The organism is Mesorhizobium sp. M0045 (assembly GCF_040323385.1).
Taxonomy (GTDB): domain Bacteria; phylum Pseudomonadota; class Alphaproteobacteria; order Rhizobiales; family Rhizobiaceae; genus Mesorhizobium.
The window spans coordinates 69,083-82,748 of record NZ_JAMYUY010000009.1 but is presented as its reverse complement, the minus strand read 5'-3'; the positions used below and the strand labels follow the sequence as shown (position 1 = coordinate 82,748).

General features: G+C 62.6%; 8 protein-coding genes. 4 read left to right on the top strand and 4 right to left on the bottom strand.

Annotated features, from left to right (window positions below; translation table 11 throughout):
• Positions 1-69: 69 nt before the first annotated feature.
• Positions 70-975 carry a UTP--glucose-1-phosphate uridylyltransferase GalU gene (gene galU, locus NKJ72_RS16395; protein ID WP_352478217.1) on the bottom strand — a complete coding sequence of 302 codons (906 nt, stop codon included), beginning with the start codon at positions 973-975 and terminating at the stop codon, positions 70-72.
• Positions 976-1,182: 207 nt separating this feature from the next.
• On the opposite strand from galU, the gene NKJ72_RS16390 reads away from it, so the two are divergent.
• Together NKJ72_RS16390 and NKJ72_RS16385 are read left to right on the top strand one after the other, a co-directional pair.
• Positions 1,183-2,409 carry a lytic murein transglycosylase gene (locus NKJ72_RS16390; RefSeq protein WP_352478215.1) on the top strand — a complete coding sequence of 409 codons (1,227 nt, stop codon included), beginning with the start codon at positions 1,183-1,185 and terminating at the stop codon, positions 2,407-2,409.
• A 26-nt stretch (positions 2,410-2,435) separates the two neighbouring features.
• Positions 2,436-3,683, top strand: coding sequence for an SGNH/GDSL hydrolase family protein (locus NKJ72_RS16385; RefSeq protein WP_352478213.1), 1,248 nt, complete (start codon positions 2,436-2,438; stop codon positions 3,681-3,683).
• Between the two features lie 38 nt (positions 3,684-3,721).
• Here NKJ72_RS16385 and NKJ72_RS16380 read toward each other — a convergent pair whose 3' ends face one another.
• Positions 3,722-5,176 (bottom strand): glutamate synthase subunit beta, encoded by a 1,455-nt coding sequence (locus tag NKJ72_RS16380; protein WP_254816922.1) that lies wholly within the window; start codon positions 5,174-5,176, stop codon positions 3,722-3,724.
• A 143-nt stretch (positions 5,177-5,319) separates the two neighbouring features.
• Complete coding sequence (gltB, locus tag NKJ72_RS16375; protein ID WP_352478211.1) at positions 5,320-10,050, bottom strand: glutamate synthase large subunit; 4,731 nt, start codon at positions 10,048-10,050, stop codon at positions 5,320-5,322.
• A 476-nt stretch (positions 10,051-10,526) separates the two neighbouring features.
• Here gltB and NKJ72_RS16370 point away from each other — a divergent pair, with 476 nt between their 5' ends.
• On the top strand, positions 10,527-11,579 hold the full coding sequence (locus NKJ72_RS16370; RefSeq protein ID WP_352478209.1) for a threonine aldolase family protein: 1,053 nt from the start codon (positions 10,527-10,529) through the stop codon (positions 11,577-11,579).
• 95 nt (positions 11,580-11,674) lie between these two features.
• Here the strand turns inward: NKJ72_RS16370 and NKJ72_RS16365 are convergent, their stop codons facing one another.
• Positions 11,675-12,139, bottom strand: a complete 465-nt coding sequence (locus NKJ72_RS16365; RefSeq protein WP_352478207.1) for an Hsp20 family protein — start codon at positions 12,137-12,139, stop codon at positions 11,675-11,677.
• Between the two features lie 469 nt (positions 12,140-12,608).
• Here NKJ72_RS16365 and NKJ72_RS16360 point away from each other — a divergent pair, with 469 nt between their 5' ends.
• Positions 12,609-13,583 carry an alpha/beta fold hydrolase gene (locus tag NKJ72_RS16360; RefSeq protein ID WP_352478206.1) on the top strand — a complete coding sequence of 325 codons (975 nt, stop codon included), beginning with the start codon at positions 12,609-12,611 and terminating at the stop codon, positions 13,581-13,583.
• The last annotated feature ends 83 nt before the right edge of the window (positions 13,584-13,666 follow it).

Genomic DNA, 13,666 nt, shown 5'->3' with positions numbered 1-13,666 from the left:
AGGTGCGTCGCATGAGGCCCGTCGAACGCGGCGCGCTTTCGCCGACCAGCGCGGCAACCGGTGCTGACACTATAAGGCTAGGCTGCGGCGCTCTGACGGCGCGAGTTCGTCGAGAAGTGTGCGAATGACACCGGCCATGCTTCCATTCATGTCGCTGCGCCACAGCGCGAAGGCAACGTTGGCCTCGACGAAGCCTTCGGGCGAGCCACAGTCGAACGTGCGCCCGCGATAATGGTAGCCGTAGAAGGGCTGTTGCTTCTGCAGTTTCAGCATTGCATCGGTGAGCTGGATCTCGTTGCCGGCGCCTTTTTCCTGGCCTTCGAGTATCTTGAATATCTCAGGCTGCAGGATGTAGCGTCCGTTGATGTAGAGGTTCGACGGCGCCGTGCCGGTCTTCGGCTTTTCCACCATGCCAGTGATGCGGAAACCGTGATGTGCGTCATCGCCGCGGCCGACAATGCCGTATTTGTGCGCCTCGGCCGGATCGCATTCCTGCACGGCGACGATGTTGTTGCCGGTCTCGGCGTAAAGCTCGACCATATCCTTCATGCAGCTTTTTTCCGACTGCATGATCATGTCGGGTAACAGCAGCGCAAAGGGCTCGTCGCCGACAAGCTCGCGCGCGCACCAGACGGCGTGACCAAGGCCGAGTGGTACCTGCTGGCGGGTGAAGCTGGTCTGCCCCGGCGCCGGCTGCAGCCGCTGCAGGCGGGCGAGCTGGTCGTCCTTGCCGCGCTGCGCAAGCGTGTCGTAGAGCTCGAACTGGACATCGAAGTGATCCTCGATGACCGCCTTGTTCCGGCCGGTCACGAAGATGAAATGCTCGATCCCGGCATCGCGCGCCTCATCGACCACATACTGGATGACCGGCCTGTCGACGACCGTCAGCATTTCCTTGGGAATGGCCTTGGTAGCAGGGAGAAAGCGCGTGCCGAGACCGGCAACCGGGAACACTGCCTTGCGAACTCTCTTCATGTGCCAATTATCCATTTGCATGCCTGTTCGGCAATCCCGATTCGAGACATTTTCATGCCGAAATCGAGGATTACTGAACGGCGGGTCATAAATCTCAGCTGGTAAAGCATTGACGCATCTTTTCACCCCGCACGGCACCTATGGTAAACCAAATGCTAACCGGGTTCGGCGATGAATAGTCTTCCTGAGATGAAGAAGGAGGAAAAGATGTCCGTTCGCAACGCCGCAAGGCGCTTCACCAGCGTCCTGACGGCCGCCAGCCTCTCGCTTGCTTTGCTCGTGCCCAGCGGGCCGGCTTTTGCCGATGCCGGCTTCCGCCAATGGGTCGCCAGCTTCCGTGCTACCGCCGTGGCGAGCGGCGTTTCCGGCTCCGTCTACGACCAGGCATTCAAGGGCATCAACGATGCTGACCCGGTGGTGTTGGAAAAGGCTCGTACTCAGCCCGAATTCACCGCACCCGCCTGGGATTATTTCGACAACCGCGTCCATGACCAGTCGGTCGCCGTCGGCCAGCAAATGGCAAGGAAATGGAAGCCTTGGCTGGACAGGATCGAGGCAAGATACGGCGTCGACCGCTACATCCTGCTGGCCATCTGGTCGATGGAATCGAACTACGGCGAAACCCTCAAGCGCGATGATATCATGCGCAATGTCGTGCGCTCGCTGGCGACGCTTGGTTATGCCGACCCCAAGCGAGCGAAATTTGCCCGCACCCAGCTGATCGCGGCGCTGAAGATCCTGCAGACCGGCGACATCGACGAAAGCCATCTCAGCGGCTCATGGGCCGGCGCGATGGGTCATACCCAGTTCATCCCTACCAGCTACCTGTCCTATGCGGTCGATATGGACGGCAACGGCAAGCGCGACATCTGGAATTCGATTCCCGACGCACTGGCGACAGCCGCCAATTTGCTGCGGAAGAACGGCTGGCAGGCAGGCAAGACCTGGGGCTATGAAGTCAGCCTTCCGGACGGCAAGAAGCTGCCCGGAGGCTCGAAGTCGCTGTCGCAATGGCAGGCGCTGGGCGTCACCCGTGCCAACGGCAAGCCGTTCAAGAACGGTGCCGACAAGGCGACGTTGAAGCTGCCCGGCGGCCGCGGCGGGCCGGCTTTCCTGATGATCACGAATTTCTCGGTCATCAAGCGTTACAACAATGCCGACAAATATGCGCTCGCCGTGGGCCTTCTTGCCGACGAAATCGCCGGCTATGGCGGGCTTGTGCAGGACTGGAAGCGACCGTTTACCAAGCTCTCTTTCGAGGAAAGGCAGGAGCTTCAGAAGCGACTTTCCGAGCACGGCTTTTACGACGGCAAGTTCGACGGCAAGATCGGTGACGGATCGAAAACCGCCATCATGGCCTTCCAGGCAAAGGCCGGCTTGACCCAGGACGGGTATCCGAGCAAGGAAGTGCTCAAATGGCTCAGGCAGAACTAGAGCCGGTTACGGGATGGAGAGGGTGATTGGTTTCGGCTGCGCGCATCCGGTTAATCGTTCGTCGCGTGCCGATTCTGGTTCTGGCGATCGCCGTTCTGGCAGTCGGTGCCGCCAGTGCCTTTCATACCTCGGCCATGGCGCAGGAGCCGGAAAGTCGTGGCTGGTCGCTGCGCGACCTGTTGTTTCCGCGCAGAAGCGAGCGGTTTGAGCAGCCGCCGCCCGAATTCCAGAGAGAATTCCAGAGAACAAAGCCTAGGCCCAAGCTGAGAAAGCCCCGGTCAGTTCGCCGGCCGCCGCCGGCCGAGCTGACAACCCCAGTGGCCGAGAAGGCGCCGGATGCACGCGTCGTTCTGGTGGTCGGCGATTTCATGGCGTCTGGGCTGGCTGAGGGGCTCGACGCCGCCTTTGCCGAAAACACCGGCGTCAGGATCGTCGTCCGTGCCAACGGATCGTCCGGCTTCGTGCGTGACGATGTCTACAACTGGCCAGAACAGGTCAAGTCGCTGATCGCGGCCGAAAAACCGGCAGCCGTCGTCGTCATGCTCGGATCCAACGACCGGCAGCAGATGCGCGTCGGCGATGTGCGCGAGCAGCCGCGATCCGAGAACTGGACCAAGGAATACGAGCGCCGGACCGATGCGTTCGGCAAGGCCATCGCCGCAACCAAGGTGCCGTATTTGTGGGTTGGCATGCCGGCCTTCCGGGTCTCGAAAATGACCTCCGACATGCTGGCCTTCAACGATATCTTCCGCTCGTCCGCCGAAAGCCACGGCGGCGAATTCGTCGACGTCTGGGACGGGTTTGTCGACGAGAACGGCGCCTTCATCACCAGCGGACCGGACATCAACGGCCAATCGGTGCGCCTGCGCTCCGACGACGGCATCAACATGTCGAAGGCCGGCAAGCGCAAGCTCGCCTTCTATACCGAAAAGCCGTTGATGAAGATCCTGGGGCTGGCCGCGCCGGGAAGCGTGGTGACGGCTTCTGCCCCGGCCGGCGCTCCCGTCGGGGCGCCGGCACCTGCTGCCGCGCCGATAGCTGTCGATCGCACCGTGCCGATGCTGCTCAGCGATCCAGCGCTGGACGGCGGTTCGGAACTTCTCGGCGCCGCCCCGCCGGCAAAAGCTGACAAGAATTTGCCGGGCGAAAGGCTGATCGTCGAGGGCAAGGCGCCCGACGCCTCACCGGGCCGCGCTGACGATTTCTCCTGGCCGCCCAAGACACAGCCTGCGACGGCGGCCGCATCCGATACGACGACGGCGATCCGGCAGTAAAGCTGGCGCCTCTTTCTGTAGAGTTTCGGAACGGGCTCTCAGCGCGGCAGCACGCTCGATCCCATCAGCGCCTCGTCGATGGCACGCGCCGCCTGGCGGCCCTCGCGGATCGCCCAGACGACCAGCGACTGGCCGCGCCGCACGTCGCCCGCCGCATAGAGCTTTTCGACGCTGGTCCTGTAGTCCCGGTCATTGGCCTCGACATTCTTCGAGCGGCGGCTGTCGGTGACGATCTTCATCTGCCCGTCGAGTTCCGAGACCGGCCCGCGAGCGGCTGGCCCGGCGAAGCCGATGGCGATGAACGCGAGATCGGCGCGGATGACGAATTCCGTGCCCGCGATCGGCTTGCGCTTTTCGTCGACTTCGCAGCATTTTACCCCGGTCAGCTGGCCGTCTTCGCCGATGAATTCAAGCGTCGCCACCTGGAATTCGCGCTCGGCGCCTTCGGCCTGCGAGGATGACGTGCGCATCTTGGTCGCCCAGTAGGGCCACACCGACAGCTTGTCCTCCTTTTCCGGCGGCTGCGGCCGGATGTCGAGCTGGGTGACGCGCACCGCGCCTTGGCGGAAGGCGGTACCGACGCAGTCGGAGGCAGTGTCGCCGCCGCCGACGACGACGACGTGCTGGCCGCCGGCGACGATCGGGCGCGACGGCCATGCCACCGACTGGATCGGCTCGCCGCCGATACGCTTGTTCTGCTGAACCAGATACGGCATCGCGTCGTGCACGCCGTCGAGATCGTCGCCAGGGATGTTGGCCGGACGCGGTGTTTCGGAACCGCCGCAATAGAGGACCGCGTCATATTCGGCGAGCAGTTCGGCGACCGGCTTGTCGACGCCGACATTGACGCCACAATGGAAGCTGACACCTTCGCCCTGCATCTGCTCGATACGCCGGTCGATATAATGCTTCTCGATCTTGAAGTCGGGGATACCGTAGCGCATCAGCCCGCCCGGCCGGCTCTCGCGCTCATAGACATGAACATCATGGCCGGCGCGTCCGAGTTGCTGGGCAGCCGCCATTCCCGCCGGCCCCGAGCCGATGATCGCGACGCGCTTGCCGGTCTTCCGTTCCGGCGGATAGGGCCGGATATGGCCGGTCTCATAGGCTTTGTCGGCAATCGCCTGCTCGATCGTCTTGATGGCGACCGGAATATCCTCGAGGTTCAGCGTGCAGGCTTCCTCGCAAGGTGCGGGGCAGATGCGGCCGGTAAATTCCGGAAAATTGTTGGTCGAATGCAGGTTGCGGATCGCGTTTTCCCAGTCGCCATTGTAGACGAGGTCGTTCCAGTCCGGGATCTGGTTGTGGATCGGGCAGCCGGTCGGTCCATGGCAATACGGAATGCCGCAATCCATGCAGCGCGCGGCCTGTTTCTCGACCTCCTTGTCCGACATCGGCAGCGTGAACTCACGGAAATGCCGGATGCGGTCGGAAGCCGGCTGGTACTTGTGCACCTGCCGGTCGATCTCGAGAAACCCTGTTACCTTGCCCATAGTCCAGTCCCTGCTGTCCGGAAGGTACGCCTGGCGACGCACCCGTTAACCTCATAAGGCAGCCGTGGCAACCTTCAGTCCGAGGTCAGGATTGTTGATGAAGATGGTTGCCAGGACGCATGGGCCCCCGGCAATTTCCAAATCTATTCCGCCGCCACGTTCATGCGCATCCGCTCCATCTCGATCAGCGCGCGGCGGTATTCGACCGGCATGATCTTCCGGAATTTCGGCCGGAAAGTCGCCCAATCGTCGAGGATTTCGCGACCTCGTACCGAGCCCGTGTAGTGGACGTGGTTGGAGATCAGCTGGTAGAGCCGCTCCTCGTCGTGGCTGGTCATATCGCCCGATACGTCGACACGGCCCTTATGGTCGAGATCGCCGCCGTGGTGGAGCAGCTTCTCCATCAGGTCGTCCTCTTCCGGAACCGGCTCCAACTCGACCATCGCCATGTTGCAGCGTTCGGCGAAATCGCCCGCCTCATCGAGCACATAGGCGACGCCGCCCGACATGCCGGCGGCGAAGTTGCGGCCGGTCTGGCCGATGACGACGACGATACCACCAGTCATGTATTCGCAACCGTGGTCGCCGACGCCTTCAACGACCGCGGCGACACCCGAATTGCGCACAGCAAAACGCTCGCCGGCAACGCCGCAGAAATAGGCCTCGCCCTCGGTTGCGCCGTAGAGCACGGTGTTGCCGACAATAATGGACTCGGCAGCAACGATTTTCGTGTTCTCCGGCGGGCGGATGACGATGCGGCCGCCCGACAGCCCCTTGCCGACATAGTCATTGGCAGCGCCCACCAGTTCGAACGAAATCCCACGCGCCAGAAAGGCGCCAAAGGATTGGCCGGCCGTGCCGGTGAGCTTCACCGAGATCGTGTCCTCGCGCAGGCCCTTGTGCTTGAAGCGCTTTGCCACTTCACCCGACAGCATGGCGCCCGTCGAACGGTCGACGTTGCGGATCGGCAGTTCGATGCTGACCGGCTGCCTGGCTTCGAGCGCCGGCTTTGCCAGTTCTATCAGCTTGCGGTCGAGCACGTCGTCGATCGGATGCTTCTGCCGCTCGGTCCAGTGCACCGCCTCGTGCGGCGCATCGGGCTTGTAGAACATCTTGCTGAAGTCGAGTCCGCGCGCCTTCCAGTGCTGGATCAGCTCGCGCTTTTCCAGAAGGTCGGTGTCGCCGATGATCTGGTCGAGATGGGTGTAGCCCATCTCCGCAAGCAGCGCCCGCACCTCTTCCGCCACATAGAAGAAGAAGTTGATGACGTGCTCGGGCGTGCCCTTGAAGCGCTTGCGCAGCACCGGATCCTGCGTTGCGACGCCGACCGGGCAGGTGTTCAGATGGCACTTGCGCATCATGATGCAGCCGGCCGCGATCAGTGGCGCGGTCGAGAAGCCGAACTCGTCGGCGCCGAGCAGTGCGCCGATGATGACGTCACGCCCTGTGCGCAGGCCGCCATCGACCTGCAGCGCGACGCGCGACCTGAGGCCGTTGAGCACCAGCGTCTGGTGCGTCTCGGCAAGGCCCATCTCCCACGGGCTGCCGGCATGCTTGAGCGAGGTCAGCGGCGAAGCGCCGGTGCCGCCGTCATAGCCTGATATGGTGATGTGGTCGGCACGCGCCTTGGCGACGCCGGCCGCAACCGTGCCGACGCCGACTTCCGAGACCAGCTTGACCGATACGTCGGCCGCCGGATTGACGTTCTTCAGGTCGTAGATGAGCTGCGCCAGATCCTCGATCGAATAGATGTCATGATGCGGCGGCGGCGAGATCAGGCCGACGCCCGGCGTCGAATGCCTGACCTTGGCTATGGTTGCGTCGACTTTGTGGCCCGGCAGCTGGCCGCCCTCGCCGGGCTTTGCCCCTTGCGCGACCTTGATCTGCATCATGTCGGAATTGACCAGATATTCGGCAGTGACGCCAAAGCGTCCCGAAGCGACCTGCTTGATCGCCGAGCGTTCGGGGTTCTTGCCGCCGCCTGGCAGTGGCAGATAGCGGTCGGCCTCTTCGCCGCCCTCGCCGGTATTCGACTTGCCGCCGATGGCGTTCATGGCGCGCGCCAGCGTCGTATGCGCTTCCCTGGAGATCGAGCCGAAGGACATCGCCCCGGTCGAGAAGCGCTTGACGATATCGGCCGCCGGCATCACCTCGTTGAGTTCGACCTTCTTGCGCCCGGTCTCTTGCGCAAGCTTGATCTTGAACATGCCGCGAATGGTCTGCGCCTGCGCCGTCTCGCTGTCGATCTGGGCGGAATAGTCCTTGAACGTCTCCCACGAACCCTGGCGCACAGCGTGCTGCAAGGTCGCCACTGCGTCGGGCGACCAGATATGGGCCTCGCCGCGCATGCGGAACATGTATTCGCCGCCGACCTCGAGGCTGTTGCGCAGGACCGGGTCGTTGCCGAAGCCGTCGGTGTGACGGCTGACCGTTTCGGCGGCGATCTCGTCCAGCCCGACGCCTTCGATCAGCGTCGCCGTACCGGTGAAGTATTTGTGCACGAACTCCGACTTCAGCCCGATGGCATCGAAGATCTGCGCGCCGCAATAGGACTGATAAGTCGAGATGCCCATCTTGGACATCACCTTCAGGATGCCCTTGCCAATCGACTTGATGTAGCGGGAGACGACCTCGTAGGCATCGACCTCCGCCGGCAATTCGCCACGCTTGTGCATGTCGAGCAGCGTGTCGAAAGCGAGATAGGGATTGATCGCCTCGGCGCCGTAGCCGGCGAGACAGCAGAAATGATGCACCTCGCGCGGCTCGCCGGATTCCACGACGAGCCCAACCGAGGTGCGCAATCCCTTGCGGATCAAATGATGATGCACGGCCGCCGTTGCCAGCAGCGCCGGAATGGCAATGCGGTCCGGGCCGAGCTGACGGTCCGACAGTATGATGATGTTGTAGCCGCCGGCGACCGCCGCCTCGGCGCGCTCGCATAGCCGGTCTATAGCACCCTGCATGCCGGCCGCGCCTTCATTCGAAGCATAGGTGATGTCGATCGTCTTGGTGTCGAAACGGTCCTCGGTGTGACCGATGGAGCGGATCTTTTCGAGATCGCCATTGGTCAGGATTGGCTGGCGCACTTCGAGCCGCTTGCGGCGCGAATTGCCGACCAGGTCGAAGATGTTGGGCCGCGGCCCGATGAAGGACACCAGGCTCATCACCAGTTCCTCGCGGATCGGGTCGATCGGCGGGTTGGTGACCTGGGCGAAATTCTGCTTGAAATAGGTGTAGAGCAGCTTCGATCTGTCCGACATCGCCGAAATCGGCGTGTCGGTGCCCATCGAGCCGACTGCTTCCTGGCCGGTGGTCGCCATCGGCGACATCAGCAGCTTGGTGTCTTCCTGGGTGTAGCCGAACGCCTGCTGGCGGTCGAGCAGGCTGACGTCCCTGCGCAGGGCGCGCGGCTCGACCGGCTTCAAATCTTCGAGGATGAGCTGGGTGTTGGCGAGCCAGCTCTTGTAGGGGTGCCTGGTAGCGATCTCCGACTTGATCTCCTCGTCGGAAACGATGCGGCCCTTGTCCAGGTCGATCAGCAGCATGCGGCCGGGCTGCAGCCGCCACTTCTTGACGATCCTTTCCTCCGGCACTGGCAGCACGCCGGCTTCCGAGGCCATGATGACACGGTCGTCGTCGGTGACGATGTAGCGCGCCGGCCGCAGCCCGTTGCGGTCGAGCGTGGCACCGATCTGGCGGCCGTCGGTGAAGGCGACCGCCGCCGGCCCGTCCCACGGCTCCATCAGGGCTGCGTGATACTCATAGAAGGCTTTGCGGTCCTGACCCATCAGCTTGTTGCCGGCCCAGGCTTCCGGGATCAGCATCATCATGGCGTGGGCGAGCGAATAGCCGCCCTGCGTCAGGAATTCGAGCGCATTGTCGAAGCAGGCGGTGTCCGACTGCCCTTCGTAGGAGATCGGCCACAGTTTCGAGATGTCGTTGCCGAACAGTTCGGAATCGACCGAAGCTTGGCGCGCCGCCATCCAGTTGACGTTGCCGCGCAACGTGTTGATCTCGCCATTGTGGGCGACCATGCGGTAGGGATGCGCCAGCTTCCACGACGGGAACGTGTTGGTCGAGAAGCGCTGGTGGACCAGGATCAGCGCCGTCTCGAAACGCGGGTCGGTGAGGTCCTTGTAGTAGGCTCCGACCTGATAGGCCAGGAACATGCCCTTGTAGACGATGGTCCGCGACGACATCGAGACGACATAGAAGCCGTTGTCGACGCCTTTGGTCTCCTCGTGGATACGTCCGGAAATGACCTTGCGCAGGATGTAGAGCCGCCGCTCGTAATCGTCGTCGTTCTCGATCTCGGCGCCGCGGCCCAGGAACACCTGCCGGTGCACCGGCTCGGAAGCGGCGATGTCGGGCGCCTTGGACAGAGACGAATTGTCGACCGGCACGTCGCGAAAGCCGAGCAGCGGCTGGCCCTCGAGTTGCGCCACCTCGGCGATGATGCCTTCGATATGCGCCTGCAGCTCCGGGTCGCGCGGCATGAACACCTGGCCGACGGCATAGTGGCCGGGCTTCGGCAGTTCGACCCCTTGCTTGGCCATCTCCTCACGGAAGAAGCGGTCCGGCAGTTGCACCAGCACGCCGGCGCCGTCGCCCATCAGCGGATCGGCGCCGACCGCGCCGCGATGCGTCAGGTTTTCGAGCACGGCAAGGCCGTCCTCGACGATCTGGTGCGACTTCACGCCCTTCATGTTGACGATGAAGCCGACGCCGCAGGCATCATGCTCGTTGCGCGGATCGTAGAGGCCGCGCGCGGCATAGCCGGTGTTGGTTCGCCGAATATTGGTCAGGGACGGATTTTTGACGGCTGCCGCTTTCGTCTGCGCGGCCTTCGTCGCAGATGGCGTCATGTCCGTCATCGTCCTGTCCTCCGTTCCGTCCCCTTCGGGCGCTGGTTTCCGTCGGGAAGCGCGTGGCTCCCCTTTCAATCTTGCGGCACGTCTTGCGAAATTCTTGCCGACCGTGCGGCTTTCCGCATCGTTCGCATATGGTATTCGTACAGGCCGGAGCCAGGCTGTCTAGCTGTCGCTCGCGGCAATGGCCGCAGAGGCGCAATCATATGCCAATGCGGCCAGTTTTGTGCGACAAAATAAGACAGCACTACTGTCCTAAATTTTTATGACAGAAATTTTGGATGCACACAAGACCGATTCACAAAATTCTTGAAGCTTTCGCGACAGAAAATTGCGCGGAACGCGGTGTCAGCGTAACCTTCCGTCGCTGCATGTACGCTCATGCCTTTCGCTGGCTTTAGCGGATTTTCGGTATCTGCCCCTTGCGGCCGGCATGCGAAAGCGGCCAAGCTCGCACCGATTTCCCCAGCATAGGCAGACGCATGATTTTCGCTTCCGACAATTGGGCAGGCGCCCATCCCCGTATCGCTGCCGGCCTGTCGGCCCATGCCGACGGCTTCTCCACCGCCTATGGCGACGGCGTCCTCGACAGAGCAGTTTACCAACGCTTCAATGAGATCTTCGAATGCGAAGTCGCGGTGTTTTTCGTCGCCACCGGCACCGCTGCCAATTCGCTGTCGCTGACTACCTATAACAAGCCAGGCGGCATTTCCTTCTGCCATCGCGAATCGCACATCATCGAGGACGAATGCGGTGCACCGGAATATTTCAGCGGCGGTTCGCGGCTTTATACAGTCGAAGGGGCGCTCGGCAAGCTCGATGCCGGCAATCTGGAACGGGCGGTGGAGCGTTTCGCACCCGAAAACGTCCATTCCGGGCGGCCGGTTGCCGTTTCGATCACTCAGTCGACCGAGGTCGGTACCGTCTACACGCTGAACGAAATCGCCAGGATTTCGGCGATCGCAAAGCAGCACGGACTGCCGCTGCACATGGACGGGGCCCGCTTTGCCAATGCGCTCGTCGCGCTGGAAACGACGCCGGCCGAAATGACCTGGAAGCACGGTGTCGACATCCTCTCCTTCGGCGGCACCAAGAATGGCTGTTGGTGCGCCGAGGCGATCGTGCTGTTCGACCTCGAGCGAGCCAAGGAATTGGCCTTTTTGCGCAAGCGCGCGGCCCAGCTGTTCTCGAAATCGCGCTTCATCGCCGCGCAATTCGATGCTTATTTCAGGGGTGGGCTATGGCTCGATACGGCACGGCACGCCAATGCGATGGCGGCACGGCTTGCCGCGGCGATAGAAGATTCGCCTTCCGCCCGGCTGGCCTGGCTGCCGCAGGCGAACGAGGTCTTCGCGGTCATGAAAAAGGCCGAGGCCGAAAACATGCAAGCGGCAGGCGCGGCCTTCCATGACTGGCACAGGCCGCTCGGCTACGATGGCCACATCGGCGAGGACGAAGCGCTCTACCGCTTCGTCACCAGCTTCGCGACCACGCCCGACGAGGTCGACCGTTTCGGCTACCTGCTTGCCGGTTAGCAAGCCTTACCCCCACCAGCAAAAAGAGCGGCGCATTGCTGCACCGCCCTTTCTTCCCGGGGAGTTGGCGTCCCCAGAGAACTTAGCTGCCTGGCTTAGGCGGCAGTCTTGGCCTCGATCTGCTTGGCCTTGGCCGGAGCCGAGGTGATCGCGATCTTGCGCGGCTTCAGCTCTTCGGGGATGTTGCGCTTGAGGTCGACGGAGAGCAGCCCGTTCTTCAGCGCGGCGCCGACAACCTCGACGTGATCGGCAAGCTGGAAGCGGCGCTCGAAGGCTCGGCTGGCGATACCGCGATAGAGCAGTTCGGAGCCTTCGCCATTGCCTTCCTCCTTGCGCTCACCCTTGACGGTCAGCACATTACGGTGAGCTTCGATCGAAATCTCATCTTCCGAGAAGCCGGCCACAGCCATCGAGATGCGATAGGCATCCTCGCCCGTGCGCTCGATGTTGTAAGGCGGATACGTCTGGCCTTCCGGCTGCGCAAGCGAATCGAGCATGGTGAACAGCCGGTCGAAACCGACGGTCGAACGGTAGAGCGGGGAAAAATCAACGTGACGCATGATGTGTTCTCCTGTTGAGCAACAAGGTTGCGTATGGCCGGTGCGAAACCCGTAACAGCGTTTCGGATGGGCCAGCGGCCCCGACATTGGCGACCGCATGACAAATTTGGGAAGCGGACGACGGCATTTCAAGATTTTCCCGCGTCCAAACGGGACTGGTCTCGGCCGACGTCCCAATGCCGATGAACGGCAGATGAACGGTGGCTTCGGCGAGCGTTCAGCCAGGCGGCATTAAACTGTTCTCGAGATAACGAACAGGTCGCGAAAAAGGCGACACGACGAGGCCGAACCGGGTGCAACGTCCCTTCCTCCCGGGTCGACAGAGGCCGGAAGTACGCCCAAGGCTGCTTCCGGCCTTATTTCTTCGCTGCCTGTCGACCTCCCCGGCGTCCCGAATTCCTTTGCTTTTGGCGCATGGGCGTTTATGCCTGACTTGCGCCCGTCGGCACCGACACCAGCCAAACACCGTATGACCGATCTTTTCCACCAGACCCCCGTCTTCCACGAAACTCCGGACAATCCGCTGCCGGAAAACGCAGCCGGTGGCTTCTTCACCACGCGCGACGGCAAGAAGATCCGCTATGGGCTGTTTGCCGCTGTTGCCCGCCCCATGAAGGGCACCGTGGTCGTCCTGACCGGCCGCAACGAGTGCATCGAGAAGTATTTCGAGACCATTCGCAACCTTGCCGACCGGGGCTTTGGCGTGGCAACCCTCGACTGGCGTGGCCAGGGCGCTTCCGATCGGATGATCGGCGACCGACAGCGCGGCCACGTCCAGAGCTTCTTCGACTATACCGGTGATCTGGAGCAGTTCTTCGAAGAGATCGTGCTGCCCGATTGCCGAGGACCCTACTACATACTGGCCCATTCGGCTGGCGCGGTGATTGCGCTGCTTGCCGCGCCCTCAATGGCGAACCGCGTGCGCCGCATGGTGCTGATCGCACCGTTCTTCACGGTGCCCGACCTGCCGGTTTCGGTAAAAACCGTTCGCCGCATCTGTTCGCTGTTCTGCCTTCTCGGCCTCGGCCGGCTCTATGCCGCATGGGGGCCGCGGCCGAAGGAATCGGTGCCCTTCGCCATGAACAAGCTGACCAGCGACCCGGCGCGCTATCGGCGCAATACGCTGATCTACGAAACCTATCCCCAGTTGGCGCTCGGCGGACCGACGATCCGCTGGCTGAAGGCGGCCACGGAAGCATCCTTGATCGTCAGCGACCCGGATTTCATGGCCAAGATCCAGGTGCCCTTGCTGATGATTGCCGCCGGCGCCGACCAGGTCGTCTCGACCAGGGCAGTCGAAGCCTATGCGAGACGTCTGCGCGTCGGCTCGCTAGTGATGATCGACGGCGCCCGCCATGAGATCCTCCAGGAAGCCGACCTCTATCGCGAGCAGTTGCTTGCGGCATTCGATGCCTTCATCCCCGGAACCGGCGACGCTGTTTGACCGCTTCGCCGGCGCCCGCCGACAAGGCCCGCACGGGTCGCTTGTCCGGCGCAGCGTGCCCCCTTATTCCCGTTCAGGCATCG